This is a genomic window from Candidatus Desulfofervidus auxilii, assembly GCF_001577525.1.
Classification (GTDB): Bacteria; Desulfobacterota; Desulfofervidia; order Desulfofervidales; family Desulfofervidaceae; genus Desulfofervidus; species Desulfofervidus auxilii.
This window is the reverse complement of the sequence record NZ_CP013015.1, coordinates 719,026-735,273: the sequence shown is the minus strand read 5'-3', so window position 1 is coordinate 735,273 and position 16,248 is coordinate 719,026. Positions and strand designations below refer to the sequence as shown.

General features: G+C 32.8%; 18 protein-coding genes. All 18 read right to left on the bottom strand.

Features of this window, described 5'->3' with window-relative positions; genetic code table 11:
- Positions 1-681, bottom strand: a complete 681-nt coding sequence (locus tag HS1_RS03720; protein ID WP_066061090.1) for an OmpA/MotB family protein — start codon at positions 679-681, stop codon at positions 1-3.
- Complete coding sequence (locus tag HS1_RS03715) at positions 678-1,427, bottom strand: OmpA/MotB family protein (RefSeq protein WP_066061087.1); 750 nt, start codon at positions 1,425-1,427, stop codon at positions 678-680. Before HS1_RS03715 ends, HS1_RS03720 begins: the two co-directional genes overlap by 4 nt.
- On the bottom strand, positions 1,424-2,188 hold the full coding sequence (locus HS1_RS03710; protein ID WP_066061084.1) for a motility protein A: 765 nt from the start codon (positions 2,186-2,188) through the stop codon (positions 1,424-1,426). The genes HS1_RS03715 and HS1_RS03710 overlap by 4 nt, the downstream gene beginning before the upstream one ends.
- 201 nt (positions 2,189-2,389) lie before the next feature.
- Positions 2,390-3,646 (bottom strand): flagellar hook protein FlgE, encoded by a 1,257-nt coding sequence (locus HS1_RS03705; protein ID WP_066061081.1) that lies wholly within the window; start codon positions 3,644-3,646, stop codon positions 2,390-2,392.
- Positions 3,647-3,655: 9 nt separating this feature from the next.
- The gene (locus tag HS1_RS03700; RefSeq protein WP_066061078.1) at positions 3,656-4,327 is read right to left on the bottom strand and encodes a flagellar hook assembly protein FlgD; all 672 of its coding nucleotides are present in this window, start codon (positions 4,325-4,327) and stop codon (positions 3,656-3,658) included.
- A gap of 24 nt (positions 4,328-4,351) precedes the next feature.
- Positions 4,352-5,329 carry a flagellar hook-length control protein FliK gene (locus HS1_RS03695; RefSeq protein WP_066061075.1) on the bottom strand — a complete coding sequence of 326 codons (978 nt, stop codon included), beginning with the start codon at positions 5,327-5,329 and terminating at the stop codon, positions 4,352-4,354.
- Positions 5,330-5,459: 130 nt separating this feature from the next.
- On the bottom strand, positions 5,460-5,963 hold the full coding sequence (locus tag HS1_RS03690; protein WP_066061072.1) for a MotE family protein: 504 nt from the start codon (positions 5,961-5,963) through the stop codon (positions 5,460-5,462).
- Complete coding sequence (gene fliJ / locus HS1_RS03685; protein WP_066061069.1) at positions 5,938-6,390, bottom strand: flagellar export protein FliJ; 453 nt, start codon at positions 6,388-6,390, stop codon at positions 5,938-5,940. The genes HS1_RS03690 and fliJ overlap by 26 nt, the downstream gene beginning before the upstream one ends.
- Before the next feature lie 4 nt (positions 6,391-6,394).
- Positions 6,395-7,699 (bottom strand): FliI/YscN family ATPase, encoded by a 1,305-nt coding sequence (locus HS1_RS03680; RefSeq protein WP_066061066.1) that lies wholly within the window; start codon positions 7,697-7,699, stop codon positions 6,395-6,397.
- Positions 7,686-8,342, bottom strand: coding sequence for a FliH/SctL family protein (locus HS1_RS03675; RefSeq protein WP_066061063.1), 657 nt, complete (start codon positions 8,340-8,342; stop codon positions 7,686-7,688). Before HS1_RS03675 ends, HS1_RS03680 begins: the two co-directional genes overlap by 14 nt.
- On the bottom strand, positions 8,335-9,324 hold the full coding sequence (gene fliG, locus HS1_RS03670; protein ID WP_066061060.1) for a flagellar motor switch protein FliG: 990 nt from the start codon (positions 9,322-9,324) through the stop codon (positions 8,335-8,337). The genes HS1_RS03675 and fliG overlap by 8 nt, the downstream gene beginning before the upstream one ends.
- On the bottom strand, positions 9,317-10,810 hold the full coding sequence (gene fliF, locus HS1_RS03665) for a flagellar basal-body MS-ring/collar protein FliF (protein ID WP_066061057.1): 1,494 nt from the start codon (positions 10,808-10,810) through the stop codon (positions 9,317-9,319). The genes fliG and fliF overlap by 8 nt, the downstream gene beginning before the upstream one ends.
- 6 nt (positions 10,811-10,816) lie before the next feature.
- Positions 10,817-11,110 carry a flagellar hook-basal body complex protein FliE gene (gene fliE / locus HS1_RS03660; RefSeq protein WP_066061054.1) on the bottom strand — a complete coding sequence of 98 codons (294 nt, stop codon included), beginning with the start codon at positions 11,108-11,110 and terminating at the stop codon, positions 10,817-10,819.
- A gap of 10 nt (positions 11,111-11,120) precedes the next feature.
- Positions 11,121-11,594 carry a flagellar basal body rod protein FlgC gene (gene flgC / locus HS1_RS03655; RefSeq protein WP_066061052.1) on the bottom strand — a complete coding sequence of 158 codons (474 nt, stop codon included), beginning with the start codon at positions 11,592-11,594 and terminating at the stop codon, positions 11,121-11,123.
- Positions 11,595-12,002, bottom strand: coding sequence for a flagellar basal body rod protein FlgB (flgB, locus tag HS1_RS03650; protein WP_066061048.1), 408 nt, complete (start codon positions 12,000-12,002; stop codon positions 11,595-11,597).
- Positions 12,003-12,034: 32 nt separating this feature from the next.
- Positions 12,035-13,333 (bottom strand): sigma-54-dependent transcriptional regulator, encoded by a 1,299-nt coding sequence (locus tag HS1_RS03645; RefSeq protein WP_066061046.1) that lies wholly within the window; start codon positions 13,331-13,333, stop codon positions 12,035-12,037.
- Positions 13,334-13,336: 3 nt separating this feature from the next.
- Entirely contained in the window at positions 13,337-14,530 is a 1,194-nt protein-coding gene (locus HS1_RS03640; protein WP_066061043.1) for a two-component system sensor histidine kinase NtrB, read from the bottom strand.
- Positions 14,505-16,181: a tetratricopeptide repeat protein gene (locus HS1_RS03635; RefSeq protein WP_172793636.1), complete on the bottom strand. Its 1,677-nt coding sequence runs from the start codon at positions 16,179-16,181 to the stop codon at positions 14,505-14,507. The genes HS1_RS03640 and HS1_RS03635 overlap by 26 nt, the downstream gene beginning before the upstream one ends.
- Positions 16,182-16,248: the final 67 nt, after the last annotated feature.

Below are 16,248 nucleotides of genomic sequence, written 5' to 3'. Positions count from 1 at the left end.
TCACCTCCAAAAAACAATCTCTACCCTTCTATTTTTCGCTCTGTTTTTTTCCGAATTATTGGGATATAAAGGCCTTGTATGGGCATAACCTCCTATACTAAAACGGCTGGGATTTATTTTTTTATCCATGAAATATTTTAGGACACTAGATGCCCTAAAAAGAGAAAGCTCCCAATTTGAAGGATATTTTGGGGTATGAATAGGCCTATCATCAGTATGACCCTCTATGGAAATAGGGCATGTGGTAAAATTTATAACCTTAGCTATTTTTTCTAAAACAGGAAGGCATTCTTTCTTAAGTTCTGCCTTGCCAGAATCAAATAACACATCACTTTTAAATACAATACTTGCCCCGCCTTGTCTGGGCCTTATCCATACATCATGCCCTAGTATCTCCTCTAGTTTTTTATATTCATTCTCTTTTAATGCTTTTTTATAAGGAATGCCTGAAGATACAAACTTTAATGATTTTAAAATAAGCATTACTTCTCTTATTTCTCTCACCTCTGTAGCTGAAAGACCACCAATTCCCCATACGGTGGTTCTCAAAAAACTTTTTTTTAATATTTTTAAATACTCAGGATATATACTGGACATAGAATATAAAAGAACAAAAAATGTCAGAAGAAGCATTAACAAATCACAAAAAGTAAGCATCCAGGAACTCTTTTCTTTTTTCACAACCCTTCTCCGCCAAAGATTTTAAAAATAAAATTCTTAAATCTAAAAAAAGTAGGTGGTTTTTTTAAGGCATTTATTTTTTTAAAATCCTTTTCTTCTTTGGTATATAAAATAATTTGAATTCTGTTATTTTTACTTCTATCTTCGGGTGAATTATTCGGGAGTAAAGGTCTATATTCACCATATCCAAAGGCAGAAAGACGGTGAGGATTTATGTTACCTATATTTATGAAAAACTTTAATAGCCTTAATGCCTTAAATGCAGAGAATTCAAAATTATTTGAAAAGTTTGGGATAGGAATATTGTCTGTATGACCTTCTATCTTAATGGAATATTGAGATTTGCTTAAGATTTTGCACATTTTTTTTAAAAAGGGAAAAACTTTTGTCTTTATCTTATATTGTTCATCAAAAAGCACATCATCTGGAATGATGATAATTCTTTGTCTTCCTTTTTTATAAATTTTTATTTCCTCTTCTAAATTACTAAAAATGATTAATCTTCTTATTTCTCTTATCTCTAAATCCTCTACCTTTTCCATAGGTATTTCTGAGATAACTTCTCCTCTTTTTGTTTGCCCTAAGGGTGATTGCCCTTCAGGTAGAACACTAAACACATCTGTTAAAGACCTTAAAACCGCTGTTCCCTTTTTCTCACTTATCTCAGCATAGGAATTTAAATAGATAAAAAAGCATAAAAGAATCATATATAGAGAAATTTGTAAGAAAATTTGTCCTTTTTTCATTTAAAAGATACCCTTTCTTTACTAGGTAAAAATGTGTTTAATTTTTGTTCTAATATCCTGGGATTATCACCATTGGTAATGCCCATAATTCCTTCTAACATAATTTTTTTAACAAATATTTCCTCTTCACTTTTAGTTTTGAGCTTTCCTGCTATAGGCAAAAAAACAGCATTTGCTAGAAGTGCTCCATAGAATGTAGTTATTAAAGCTACTGCCATAGCAGGTCCTATATTGCTAGGGTCATCCAGCTTGGCTAGCATCTGAACCAAACCAATAAGGGTGCCAATCATGCCAAAGGCAGGTGCATAATCCCCCATAGAAAGAAATATATTAGCCCCTAATTCATGCCGCTCTGAAGAACTTTTTATATCTTTTTCTAATATTTGTTTGATAGATTGAGGTTCTACACCATCCACACATAACCTAAGGCCATATTTTAAAAATTCATCATGAGATTCTTTTATGAAACCTTCTAAGGAAAGAATACCTTCTCGCCTTGCCTTATCAGCCATTTTAAGAAAATTGGAGATTAATTCAGAAAAATTTACAGAATCCTTACAGAAAATGGCATTTTTTGCTACCTTTATAACCCCTAAAATATCTTTTAGTGGATAGTTAATAGCAGTAGCACCTATTGTGCCCCCCATAACTATCAAAAGGGATGGAAGATTAATAAATGCATCTAATGTTCCACCCATAATAATGGCCATAATTACTAAGGAAAATGCTAAAATAGTGCCTATAATGGTTGCTAAATCCATACGTTAGCTTAAAAGCAATTAATATGCCAAATAAAGAAAGTCAGGTAAAGGTTAAGGTAAAGGCAGAGAAAAAATCTTTACCTTTGCCTGTGCCTCTACCTGATTTTTTGAAAATGATTGCACAAATGTGTCAAAATTAAGACAACAGCCAGTATTTAGAAGTAATTCTGGCTGCTAGAGTGTCAATTTTTTGACATAAAATTAACGTTTCATTCTTATCAGGTCATCTAGCATTATATCAGAAGTAGTAATAACTTTTGAATTTGCTTGAAATGCCCGTTGAACAAGAATCATATTGGTAAACTCTTTTGCTATATCTACATTAGATTGCTCTAAAGACCCAGCAACTATCTTTCCCTTATCACCAGTATTGGGTTTTCCTATAATAGGTTGACCTGATTTACCTGTAATTTCATAAAGGTTATCCCCTATTTTTTGCAAATAACAGGGTGCAGAAAAACTGGCTAAGGCAATTTGATAAAGCTCCTTTAATTCACCATTTGAGAATACTCCTGAGATAACCCCTTCTTCATCTATGGATATGTTTTTTAATGAGCCTGCTCCATATCCATCCTGAGTAAGAGAATTGAGAGTGCAAGCTGAGCAAAATTGGGTAGTCCCATCTAAGCCATCCCCTGCTGGTGTTTCATCTGTGCCTGTTCCATAATCAAAGGTAATGTCTCCAAAATCAAAGCTAATAGCGGTATCATCACTGTCATCTGAGAGAGAACCTGCAGGTTTACTAGGGTCACTACCATCATTGAAAGTTAAGGATTGAGTTCCTGCTTCTGCTACTGTGCCATCAGCCTGGGTATAAACATAATGGGCCTCCCATGCATTATCCCCGGTCTTCACAAAATAAATAGTTACTTCATGTTCACAACCAAGAGAGTCGTATACAGCAACACTGGTAGAATAATTATACATATCTGATGAAATATTTGTAGCATCAAAAGGAGTAGCAGGAACTTCTGCTTCAGAGCAAAGATTCAGCTTCAATTCTACCTTCTCTGTGGCCTTTGGTGGACATATTACATTACTTAAGTTAATATTCCCAAAGGAATTGTCCTCCAGATTCCATCCTTGCAACACATAGCCTTCTGGTGTGGTCAATTCCCCATTACCATTTTGGACAAACTGGCCGGCGCGGGTATAGAAATTGCCTGAGCCATCGCTTACAATAAAAAAACCGTTCCCATCAATAGCCAAATCAGTAGGATTTCCTGTAGTTACAATTGAACCCTCTATAAAATTTGGCAATACACTACTAAGCCTCACTCCCCCACCTACTTGAACATTTGTTGCTCCTCCTATAGAAGCACTCAATATATCAGCAAATGAAAAACGGCTGCTCTTAAAACCAATGGTATTTATATTAGCAATGTTATCGCTAATTACCCCCATAGCCTTACTCTGGGAACTGAGCCCTGTTATACCAGTAAATAATGAACTTATCATTTTTCCCTCCTATATTTCATTTTTCTTAATCTCTATTACATCACTAATAGCTATCTTTTGCTCTCCTAATAAGAGATAAACTATAGCTTCTTCATAAGTTACGCCTGTTACTTCTCCCTGGATATAACTAATGACATCAATCTGTTTTTCATCAGCATCATAAGCTTCTACTTCAAAAGAATACTGACCACTTCCTAAAGAATTTCCCTTATCATCCTTTCCATCCCATTCCAGCTTTTGCTCTCCTGCTTTTTGATTTTTGAGCTCTAAGGTGGTTACCAAATTGCCATTTGTATCGTATATATGGACAAACACCTTAGCTGCATTTTCTTTTAATTTGTAATAGATAAAAGCGCTATCTCCTTCTTTTAAATAAACAGAATTACCAACAGCCTTTATATTTTTACCAATAAAATTCACCGCTTGGGCATTATTTAATGAATTAAGAAATAATTGATTATTTTTTAAGTTTTCATTAATATTCCACATCTGCTCCAATTGACTAAATTGAGCCAATTGGGCAGTGAACTCTGTCCCCTTAAGTGGTTCTAAGGGATTTTGATACTGCATCTGGGCCATAAAAAGTTTCAAAAATTCTTCCTTACCCAACCTAGAATAAGCCCCTGTAGAGTTTTGGGGAGCTTCATTTTTTACCACAGGTTCTAATGTTTGGATGGCCATCTAAACCCCCTTAAAATTTGTTTTTTATATAAATACATCAATATTCCCATAATTTGCTCTAATCCATTTTTGTTCTAGATTCCTCAGATGGGAGACTATTTTCCCTTTCCTAAAAACCTGTCTTTGTCCTGACTTTGAGCCTTCACTATATTCCTTTTTAAACCAGGACATGGAGTGGTCAGCAACACTGATTTGAAAATTGCTAAGTTCAATCCCTTTATTTAAAAATGCTTGTTTTAGTTGATGTATATTCGATTCTAAGATTTGTTTGACCTCAAAACTTCTAGTAAAGAATATAGCAGAAAGATGTTTGCCTTTAACTTCAAGTTCTATATCTATAACACCTAAATTTGGTGGCTCAGTTTCTATCTTTATGTGCTCATGCCCTTTATAAACCAGTGAATTTATATTCTTTTCTATAAAATGAATTATTTTATAAATTATATCACCTGTATTCTGTTGCTGCCTACTTGTCGGGCTTAAGGCTCCAACCTGGGTTATTGTTAAATTCTGTCCCAAAACAACCTTTGAGGCCAAAGGCTGTTTAATCTCTGCTCCCTCTTTCTTTAATCCTAATTCAGACTTTAACCCCTTTAATAAATTGAGAATCCGCTTCTCTGAAATACTCCCATCCTCTATCCCCTTTATTATCTGTTCTAAATCTTTAAAACCGGGATCCTTTGTTAAATCCTCTCCCAAAACAACCTTTGAGGCCAAAGGCTGTTTAATCTCTGTTGCCTCTTTTTTTAATCCTAATTCAGACTTTAACCCCTTTAATAAATTAGCAACTTGCTCTGATAAAAGCCTTCCCTCTGAAGAATAAATATGGCTATGATTTCTATATTTAATTTTCAATTGATTAACTAAGTTCATTAAAGGAATAGCATATAGTGTTCCTAATAGCTTAGAAAAACTCTTTTTATGAAATCTTTTCAAGTTATTACCTCTCAAACATCCTTTTGGTTTTGTAAGGAATAACAAACCACCAACACTTTCTTTCATTTAGAATAAATCTAGAGCAAGTTATGTGCCAAAGAACTCAAGTAAAGATTAAGGTAGGGATAGAAAGAATTTTTGCCTATGTCTTTACTACTCTGAGGGAAAGGTTTGCCTATTTTAAAGAAATAATTTCCTACCTTGTCAACCCTTCACTGATTTTTGCTGCCTTCTTAGGAGTGATACAGGATAATATTCTGCCTGCAGTTTTTCCATCCATCATCCTCAATATACTTATTACAACTTTACTTTCTAGCTCCTCCATTAATTTAGCTGCCTTTTCTGCTGGCATATTGGAGTATATCATTGCTAAATGTTTAATCTTTTTGTTCTTAAGCTTTTCTTGATAGGCCATTAGATTTTCTATACTCTTTTGGAGATTGGTTAGCTTTAGGATATTCTCTTCTATCTCCTTTTTTAAATTATTTAACTCCACTTCTTTTTTATCTAGCTCTATCTGCTTTTTTTTCAAAATCTTTAAAAGCTCTGATTCAGTATGAATATTCTTTCTTTCTTCTCCTGATGGAGAGGATAAATCTTTTTTTTGAGCATAGATGTTAAATCCTGAGAGGACTAATTTAGCCATTAATGCTACAACAACTATTATTTCTATCCTAAATAATCTTTTTAATACTTTCATGATTATAGCAAATAGTATTTATTTCATCACAAAATTTGTTTTCTAGCATCTTCATTTCTCTTTCATAAACAATCCTTTGTTGCTCATCCAGTCTTTGTAAGATTTTCCTCTCTTTATAATAAGCTATAAGTTCAGCCCTTTTTTTCTCAATTTCTTCTAAAAATTTTTTTATTATTTTTTGGCATTCTTCAATCCTGTTTGAAAGCAAATTAATATAATTTTTATAGATTAAGTAATCTTGAAAGTTGATTTCTTGTGTTTCAAGAAGCTCCATTTTTTCAATAAAATATTCCTTTTCAGCTTTCAATTTACTGAGGACTGAAAGTTTCTCTTCCAATTCTTTTATTTTTTTATAAAACTCTATTTGGGCCATTTCCTCTAATTGCTTTTTGAATTTAAGCACAGGCTCTAATTTAAATTTATACATGATTTTAACCAAATAGTGCTTTTAACTGTTCTACACTTTCTTTCAAAGAAACCTTTTCTTCCATTTCTTGTCTAAGATAGGCATTAATTTTACCTATCATATTTATAGCATAATCAATCTCTTCATTACTCCCTGTTTTATAAGCCCCAATATTAATCAAGTCTTCTACTTTTTTGTATGTGGAAAGGCACTTTATTAACCTTTTTTTAAGGGTAAGGTGTTCCTTTGTGATTACATCCACAGCTAGTCTGCTAACACTTCTCAATATATCAATACAAGGATAATGGCCTTCGGCTGCCAGGTTTCTAGAGAGGATTATATGACCATCCAGTAACCCTTGCATAGCATCAGCAATAGGTTCTGTTAGGTCATCTCCTTCTACTAAAACATTGTAAATTCCAGTAATACTACCTTTTTCTTTATTTCCAGTCCTTTCTAAAAGCTGAGGCAGGTGGGAAAAGACAGATGGGGTATAGCCTTTTGTAGTGGGGGGTTCACCCAAAGCCAAACCTATTTCTCTTGCAGACATAGCAAATCTGGTAATAGAATCCATCATTAAGATTACATGTTCCCCTTGATCCCTGAAATATTCAGCAATAGCAGTGGCAATATAGGCAGCTTTCATGCGAATAAGTGGAGGCTGGTCTGAAGTAGCTACCACTATTACGGATTTTTTAAGCCCTCCATCTCCTAAATTTTTTTTAATAAATTCCTTAACCTCTCTACCTCTTTCTCCTATGAGTGCAATTACATTGACATCGGCTTTTGCATATTTAGCAATCATTCCCATTAATGTGCTCTTTCCCAGACCAGGACCTGCCAAAATCCCTATCCTTTGTCCCTTAGCTAATGTGAGAAGACCATTGATGGCCCTTATGCCTACATCTAAAGGTTCATAAACAATCTTCCTTTCAATAGGATTACTGGGCTGGCGATAAAGGGAATAATAACCATCATAGACAATAGGGCCTTTGCCATCAATAGGAGTTCCTAATCCGTCAATTACTCTACCTAATAAATCACTACCTACCCTTACTCTTGCTTTTTGTTCCAAAGGTATAATCCAGCTCCCAGGCTCAATTCCATCCATATTTCCAAAAGGCATTAAGAATATTTTAAGGTCATTAAAACCCACTACCTCTGCTAACAACCTTTTCCCATTTTTTTGAGGCTCAATATAACACAAGCTTCCAATGGGCACCTTTCTGCATGTGCCTTCTATCATTATCCCAACCACCCTAGTTACCTTTCCATAGGGCTTGATAACATTAACATTATTGATGGCCTTTATATATTTATTTAGATTCATTCCTTATCATTTCGCTTTGCTCTTCTATGGCCTTAAAAATATTCTCTAACCTTTTTTCTATTCTTCCATCTAAAATTTCAGTATCTGTTTCAATAATAAAACCACCTGGTTTAACTTTTTTTTCCTTAATAATATTTATGTGTTTTAACCCTTCAACTTCTTCCAAAAAATTTTTTTTAAATTTTAATAAATATTCAAATTCTTGTGGACTGACCTTTATATCTACATGAGTTTTATCTATTAATTGTTGCAGTGCCTGTTTAATAAGATTTTTTACAATCTCTTTATTTGTAAAAGTTTCATTTAATATGACTTTTTTAGAAATTTCCTTAATGAGTATTATCATGTTTTTTTCTAATTGCTTAACCATTTTTTCCTTTAAGTAATTTATCTCAGACAATCCATTTATAAGGTTATGAGCTATTTCAGAAAGTCTCTTTTTTTCTAATTCTAAGCCCTCATTTTTACCCCTAATAAATCCTTCTTCATAAGCCTTCTTTTTTATTATTTCGGCCTCTTTTCTTGCTTTTCCCAAAAGATATTCTATTTCTTGTTTTTTTTGTTTAAAAATAAAAGAATCTTGTGTAAATAAACGGTCTTTTGAAATCTCTGGGAGAATAAAGGGTTTAATATGGTCAGACAAATACCTCCTCCTCTCCTTTTTTAGGAATTACTAATTTTCCTTCACTTTCCAAAAGTTTAGCAGTGTCAATTATTGTTTGTTGAGCCTTCTCTACCTCACTCAACCTAACCGCTCCCATTATCTCTAGGTCTTCTTTAATCATTTCTGACACTCGCTCAGATACATTCTTAAAAATCTTATCCTTTAAAGCATCAGATGCAGTCTTTAAAGCTAGGACCAAATCCTCCATTTTTATGTGTTTGAGGAGTATTTGCATTCCTCTATCTTCTATGTTTACTAAATCATCAAAAACAAACATCTTTTTCTTTATCTCTGAAGCCAACTCAGGATTTGTTTTTTCTATTTCTTCAAGTATAGACTGTTGGGTGGAGTGTTCAACTCTATTTAATATCTCTGCTACTTTTTCTAAACCTCCCACCTTGCGGACCTCAGAAATAACCTCCTTTTTAAAAATTTCTTCTTTCAATACTTCATCAATACTCTTTATAATATCAACAGAAACTGTATCCAGTTGTGCCATCCTTAAAATTACTTCAGTCTTAACACCATTTGGAAGATTGGCCAGTATTGTGGAAGCGTTTTCTGGCTTTAAATTTGACACAATAAAAGCAATGGTCTGGGGATTCTCGTGCCTTAAAAAATTTACCAAAATATCAGGATTTATCTCGTTAATTTTTCTAAGAAAATCGGATTCTTTACCTAAAATATACTCTGCTTCCTTCTCTCCTACAGCCTTTGAAATCACATTTTTAATAAAATTCTTTCCTTCTATGGGCAAAGAGAGTTTTTGTTTAATTTCTTTATTAACTTCTTTAAATAGCTCAGGAGAAACTTCCACTTTTTTCATATAATCTGAGAGCCTTTTTATCTCCTCTGGAGAAAGTTCTTTAATAAATTGAGCTGCCAATTCTTCTCCCAAGGAGAATAGAAAGATAGCTGCCTTTTCTGGACCCTTTAATTTTCTGTCTTTAGCGCTATCCACTTTCTTTTAACCACTCTTTAATAATCTCTAAAGATTTATCTGGTTTCTTTTTAACCAGTTGGTATATATCTTCATCGGTTTCAGTTTCTTTAATCTTTTCAAGCTCTATAGGTTTTTCAACAGGAATTTCCTTTGGTTTTTCTAACGACAAAGGAGTGGTAGTAAGCCACTTGACCAGAGGTCTTATAAAAAATAAAAATAATAATAATAAAAATATTGTGGCTACTAAAGGTTTGTATCCCTTCTTTATATATTCTTTTAATCCTTCTCCTTTCATAGAAGGCAGTTTTTCCCATTCTGGGAAAGCAAAATTTATACTAGTTACCTCAACCTGGTCTCCCCTATCTTCATTAAAGCCTACTGCTGCTTTTACCAAATTCTTAATCTTTTCTATCTCTTCAGTACCTTTAATCTGTTTTTCATCAACCACCACTGCTACGGATAATTTCTTGATCTCTCCTACACTATCTATAATTCTATTTGTTACTTTATTAATTTCATAATTTACCGTCTCACTATTCCGAGATATAGCCTGGGGGTTATAGCGGTTTGTTTTAACTTTTTCAGCTTCATATTCTATCTCAGGTTTTCCCAAAGGCACAGGAGTTTCTCCTTTTAAACTCTCTTTTGTAACTACTTTGCTTCTAGGCACAGCACTATAAGGGTCATAGTTTTCTTCAACCGTATTTATCTGTTTAAAATCAATATCTGCACGAACACGGGCTATAGCCTTTCCCACTCCTACTATCCTATTCAGCATAGTCTCAATCTTTTTCTCTAAGTTTTTCTCTACATTCCTTTGATATTCCAGTTGAGAATTAGTTAATTGTCCAATATCATCCTGTGTATTTTTTAAATAAAGAATCTTCCCAGAATTATCCAATATAGTGATATTTTCTGGTTCTAATCCCTCAACTGCACCAGCTACAAGATATGCAATTCCTCTAACTTCTTGAGGTTTTAATGTCATTCCTGGTTTTATTTTGAGCATTATGGAAGCAGTGGCCTTTTTTTGATCCTCAATAAATAAAGATTCTTCAGGTCTCACAATATGCACACGAACATCCTCTACTTGAGGAAGATAAGCTATGGTTCTTGTCAGTTCTCCCTGAAGCGCCCTTTCGTAATTTATTTTTTGAGCAAATTCTGTCTGACCTATTTTAATATTATCAAATAATTCAAATCCTTTAACAACTCCCTTGCCAGCCATACTTAGCCTCAATTCATAAACCTTTTGTTCAGGCACCAAAATAGTATTTCCAGAAATTTTATAAGGTATTTTTTGTTCCTTTAGTTTAGCTAATATGGCTTTGGCATCTTCGGGGTCTAGATTAGAATAAAGTATCTTTAAATTAGGCTTATTTATCCATAAAAAAACAAGAAAAGAACACAAAAATGTTGTGCCTATCAGGGAAATAAAGATAATTCTTTTGGTTTTAGACAAGGAAAAAAAGATTTTTTTTATTTGCTGTAAGAAGTCTCTCATAGTTCATTAAAATTGCATATGCATAATTTCTTTGTATGCCTCTAACAATTTGTTTCTCACTTGCATCATCATTTTGAAAGATATATCTGCCTTTTCTATAGCAATCATGGTCTGGTGAATATTTTTAGATTCTCCTGTAGCCAATGCTTCTATAGCCTTGTCAGCTTTTATCTGAAGAGTATTTATTTCTTTCATGGCATTCTTAATCATCTGAGAAAAATCGGTTTTCTTGGGTTCTGTTTTTTTCATGCCTTTGTGAATAATATCGGGAATTCCATTCAAAGGCTTTATATTTTCCATGTTTCTCCTCCTACTTTATAATCTCTATGGCCTTTAAAATCATATTTTTTGTGGCTTGAAATGCAGTGATATTAGCTTCATAAGAACGAGAGGCCATTAACATATTTACCATCTCTTCAATAACATTGATATTGGGCAGCATTACATAACCATCTTTGTCTGCATCAGGATGAGAAGGCTCAAATATTTTTTTAAATGCACGGTTATCATTAACAATATCCACTACATGCACCCCCGTAGGTGATTCAGAAAAAAGACTTCCCTGCCGGCTATACCCAGGCATTAACATGGAGGCCTGTAATACCCTATCAAATGGATTATGCACAGGCACTGCCTCAAATATTACTGATTTTCGACGATATGGGCCACCACTTTTAGTCCTTGTGGTATGAATATTAGCCAAGTTCATAGCAGCAATATTCATCCTAATCCTTTGGGCGTTAAGGCCCGAGGCACTCACTTCTAAAGCAGTCATAAAGTCCATTTATTTTCCTCCTTCTATAATAGCATTTTTCAAACCATTAAATTTCTTTTTTAACATCTGAATAGTCATTAGATACATAAGGTGATTTTTAGCCAAATCAGCCATCATTTTATCTATATCACTAGTGTCTAAACCTCTTTGTCTATTATATAAGCCATCTTTGAATACTGTTTCTGTTTTATAGCTTATAGTGTTTACTGAAAAATGGCTCGGATGGGTGGTCTTTAAATAAGTCTTTGAAGATAATGCATTTTTTAGTTCCCTTTCAAAGGAAATTTCCTTTGGTCTATAGTGTGGGGTATCTATATTAGCAATATTAGAAGCAATAACATTATGTTGTTTTAGCCTGACATCTAACGCCTTTTCTAAAAGAAAGGTGGTTTTATCAAATAACCCTTTTAAAAACATAACCTATCTCCAGGGATAAATCTCAGCAAATATTATGCCAAATCCTTGTATTCATTTAATTTATTCCTCAAAGTTCTTACACTAATTCCCAATATTTTGGCTGCCCTAGTGCGATTTCCTTCTGTCTCCTTTAAGGCCTGGGCAATTAATTTTTTTTCCATCTCTTTAAGAGAAGATAATGGTTCATAGATTGTCTCATTGCATATATCTCTGTCAAAAGAGAAATCTTCAGGGGTTAATACTGATTTTTGAGTTAGCAATACTGCCCTTTCAATGGCATTTTCCAATTCCCTTACGTTTCCCTTCCATTTTCTCTTTTTAAGCAATTTAATAGCTTCTTCAGAAATTCCAGTAACCTTTTTTTCAGAAATAGTGCTATATTTTTCCAAGAAATATTTGGAAAGGAGTTCAATATCTGATGGTCTTTTTCTTAAAGGGGGTATCTTAAGTGAAATCACATTAAGCCTAAAAAACAAATCTTCTCGAAATTTGCCTTGTTCTATCATTTTATATACATCTTGATTGGTAGTAGCTATTATTCTCACATCTACGGATATAGATGATTCTCCTCCCACTCTATCAATCTGGCTTTCCTGAAGCACTCGCAAAAGTTTGGCCTGAAGAGTGGGTTTCATCTCAGTTACTTCATCTAATAGGAGTGTCCCATGATTTGCCAATTCAAATTTTCCTAGTTTACGTTTCATAGCACCGGTGAATGCTCCTTTTTCATAACCAAATAATTCACTTTCAAGTAGATTTTCTGGAATTGCTGCACAATTGACTGCCATAAAGGGCTTCTCTCTCCTTTGACTGTGATTATGAATATATCTGGCAAGTAGTTCCTTCCCAGTCCCGCTCTCACCTTGAATAAAAACAGTAGCTTTAGTTTTAGCTATATTTTTTGCCATATTTAATAGATCCAGCATTTTTTTATCTTGAGTAATGATTTTTGAGTGACCTCTATCAATGGTGATATTCAATGCCTTATTTATAATCCTCTCAATACTCTCAATGGGAAATGGCTTTAAGACATAATCAAAGGCACCTTTTTTCATGGCTTCTACAGCATTTTCTATAGTTCCATAACCAGTGATCAAAATAACAGGTATGGCAGGTTTTTCTTTTTTTATTCTGTCTAGAACACTAATTCCATCTATGTCAGGCAATTTTACATCACATATTACTACATCAATGTGGTTGTTTTTTGATTTCTTAATGGCTTCTAAACCGCTTCCAGCCAAACTCACCATATAATGAGATTTGCTTAATGCCTCAGATAAGGCCAATCGCATATTTTTATCATCATCTATGACTAAAATATGTTTTTTCATATGTTACTCCTCAAAAACTGGAAGCATGATAGAAAACGCAGTTCCTTGACCTTTAGTGCTTTCTACTTGTATGGTTCCCTGATGAGAATCAATAATGTTGTGAACAATAGATAAACCCAAGCCAGTGCCCTTTTCTTTGGTAGTAAAAAAAGGGTCAAATATTTTATCTATATCATTTTCAGAAATACCCTCTCCATTATCTATAAATTTTATTTCTATCCATGTCTCTTCATTAAAATGGTTATGAGTTTCAATAGTGATAATACCGTTTGTTTTTATAGCCTGAATGGAGTTTAAAATAATATTAAAGCTGGCCTGCTTTAAAAGTTCATGGTCTCCATTTATAAAATGCTTACTTGCTTGATATTTTTTAGTTATTTTTACATCCCTTTTCACAAACCATATAGAATTAATAGTATCATCTAGACACTTATGAATATCCATCTTTTTCAATCTAGCTTTAGGAAATCTTGAGAAAAACAGGTAATTACATACTATGTGATTTAAATTCTTAACAGCAGAACAAATATAATCTGCCATTTTTTTACTCTCTCCAGAAAGCTCTTTCCTTAAAACAGAAGCAAATATCTCTATACTGCCTAATGGGTTTCTAATTTCATGAGCCATTTTTGCTGCCATCTTACCAATGGCAATTAATTTACTATTTCTCTGCGCCTGAATCTCTAACCTTTTTAGTCTTGTAATGTCCTGGATAACTACCACAGAGTTCCTATCATTTTTGCTATTTTCTAAGGCAGTAATATTTAAAGAAATATAAGCAGTGGAATAATCCTTTTTAATTCTTGCTTCAAAATTGCTTATAGTCTTAGCATTTAAAAAGGATTCTACATCTCTAACAGGTATACCTAACCGAGAGGTTAAAATAGCACAAAAACTTCCCTTCATCTCCTCTGCTGGAATCCCTATAATGGATTGTGCTTTCCTATTAAAAGTTAAGACATTTTTTTCTGCATCAAGAGCTATCACCCCACAAGGTAAACTTTCTAAAATACTTTTAAGATAATTTTTTATATCTTCATTTTCCTTAAGACTGGCTTGCAAACACCTATTTTTTTCCTCTAATTCTAAGTTAAGTTCTCCAACCTTGGCCTGTAATTTTTCATAAGAGTCTTTCAGTTTAATTGCAGCTTGATTAAAATTCAAAAATGCCTTATTTAATAAATTTAGATGTTTCATTTAACTCCCTTAACTTATGGTTAATATCAATTTGGCTAATCACAATATTTACTATTTTCTTTAACAGACCATCCTGAACTTGGTTAAATGCCTCCATAGCCTTTTTTTCTTTATTTAAACCCAAGTAACACTTCCCCATGTTATAAAATATAAAGGAAAGACTTTTGCTATCTCCGCCTATGTTAATAGCCTTTTTATAGAGATTAAGGGCTTTGAGATATTTCCCCTGAGTTAAAAAAATTTCTCCTAAATAAAAATAGGATTCAAATAAATCAAAAGAAGCTTTAGAAGTTTTTATAACCTTAGATAGAAGTTTTTTAGCCTTATTATAATCTCCTAAAAAATAAAAAGATTTTCCTAAATATAATAATGCCTGTTTTTTATATTCTGATTTAGGATAAGAGGAAATAAGCTCTTGAAATTTTTCTTTTGCCAAATTATAAGAATGTTTCTTAAAATATAAATAACCTAAAGAAAATAACCATTCATCCTTTTTTCCGTCATCCCAAAAAAGGTTATCTGCCATATGATATACATTGATTGCTTGGTCATATAATCTCATTTCTTTAAATGCATTTCCTAGATATAAAAAACAATGTGGATTTTTCACCTTTAAAAAAAACTGTTTTTTGTTTAAATAAAAATTTATAAGTTTTATATACGAGTTTTGCGAAGTATAAACTTCTAATTGTTTTAACAATGCCTTTTCTAAAAGATATAAGACATTTTCAAAAAGAGAACTCCTGGGATATCTTTTCATCATTTCTTCTAAAATACAAATACACTTTTTATATTCTGCTTTTTCATAAAATGTAGTAGCCAGTTTAAACATGGCTAATTGAGATAATGGAGTATCGGGGTCTGTTTTTACAATACTTCTATATTCATTTATTTTCCTAACCGTATCTGCCTTTTCTAACAAGCGTATTTTAGCAATCAATCCACCTTCAGTTTTAGGGTAAAGTTTTTCTGTAAGTTTAAATAACTTTATGCTTGCACTTTTCTGACCTTGATAATTATAACAGTCTGCAATACGTGCCAGAATCACATCTTTTTCTTTAATTTGAGGATAAACATTTAGCACATGAAACAAACAAGTTATTGCCTTTTTATATTTTTTTAATAAAAAATAATTTTCTCCCATCAAATATAATGCCTCAGGGTCTTCTATGTAAAAATCGGGATATTTTTTTTCTATTTCCAAAAAGACCTTTTTGGCTTGCCGATGCCAGCCCATTTTAAAAAGAGTCTTTGCCAAAAAAATTTTTGCCTCTTTTAACTCTTTGCTTTTTGGAGAACATTTAATGAACTTCTCAAACATCTCTTTGGCTTCTTTAAATTTTTCCTTTTTATAAAAAAGCTTTCCTTTATAAAAATAAGATAAAGAAGCATAGAAGCTGTTTGGATAATACTTATTTAATAAATCAAAATATGCTATAGCTTCGGAGGAATATCCTTTCATTTTTGAATAAATCAGGGCTAAATGAAAATAGGCAGAAGCCACATATTTTGAATCAGGAAAGGTTTGAGTTAACTGATTTAAACTATTAAGTGCACTTTGGTAATCATTTTTTTTAAAAAAAGAAATACCTGAGTTATATAATCTCCCAGCCTCTGGGCTGTGAGATGTATTATGCTCCCCTATTGGCATATTCAAAGACAAGGGCAAATATATCAAGAAATTACTGTGAGATGTTTTATACTCCCTTATTCGAATA

Bases quoted from the DNA above. Each gene is read 5' to 3' on its own strand.
- HS1_RS03715 (WP_066061087.1), bottom strand. From the start codon at position 1,427: ATGAAAAAAGGACAAATTTTCTTACAAATTTCTCTATATATGATTCTT.
- HS1_RS03710 (WP_066061084.1), bottom strand. From the start codon at position 2,188: ATGGATTTAGCAACCATTATAGGCACTATTTTAGCATTTTCCTTAGTA.
- HS1_RS03705 (WP_066061081.1), bottom strand. From the start codon at position 3,646: ATGATAAGTTCATTATTTACTGGTATAACAGGGCTCAGTTCCCAGAGT.
- HS1_RS03700 (WP_066061078.1), bottom strand. From the start codon at position 4,327: ATGGCCATCCAAACATTAGAACCTGTGGTAAAAAATGAAGCTCCCCAA.
- HS1_RS03695 (WP_066061075.1), bottom strand. From the start codon at position 5,329: ATGAAAGAAAGTGTTGGTGGTTTGTTATTCCTTACAAAACCAAAAGGA.
- HS1_RS03690 (WP_066061072.1), bottom strand. From the start codon at position 5,963: ATGAAAGTATTAAAAAGATTATTTAGGATAGAAATAATAGTTGTTGTA.
- fliJ (WP_066061069.1), bottom strand. From the start codon at position 6,390: ATGTATAAATTTAAATTAGAGCCTGTGCTTAAATTCAAAAAGCAATTA.
- HS1_RS03680 (WP_066061066.1), bottom strand. From the start codon at position 7,699: ATGAATCTAAATAAATATATAAAGGCCATCAATAATGTTAATGTTATC.
- fliF (WP_066061057.1), bottom strand. From the start codon at position 10,810: ATGAGAGACTTCTTACAGCAAATAAAAAAAATCTTTTTTTCCTTGTCT.
- fliE (WP_066061054.1), bottom strand. From the start codon at position 11,110: ATGGAAAATATAAAGCCTTTGAATGGAATTCCCGATATTATTCACAAA.
- flgC (WP_066061052.1), bottom strand. From the start codon at position 11,594: ATGGACTTTATGACTGCTTTAGAAGTGAGTGCCTCGGGCCTTAACGCC.
- flgB (WP_066061048.1), bottom strand. From the start codon at position 12,002: ATGTTTTTAAAAGGGTTATTTGATAAAACCACCTTTCTTTTAGAAAAG.
- HS1_RS03645 (WP_066061046.1), bottom strand. From the start codon at position 13,333: ATGAAAAAACATATTTTAGTCATAGATGATGATAAAAATATGCGATTG.
- HS1_RS03640 (WP_066061043.1), bottom strand. From the start codon at position 14,530: ATGAAACATCTAAATTTATTAAATAAGGCATTTTTGAATTTTAATCAA.
- HS1_RS03635 (WP_172793636.1), bottom strand. From the start codon at position 16,181: ATGCCAATAGGGGAGCATAATACATCTCACAGCCCAGAGGCTGGGAGA.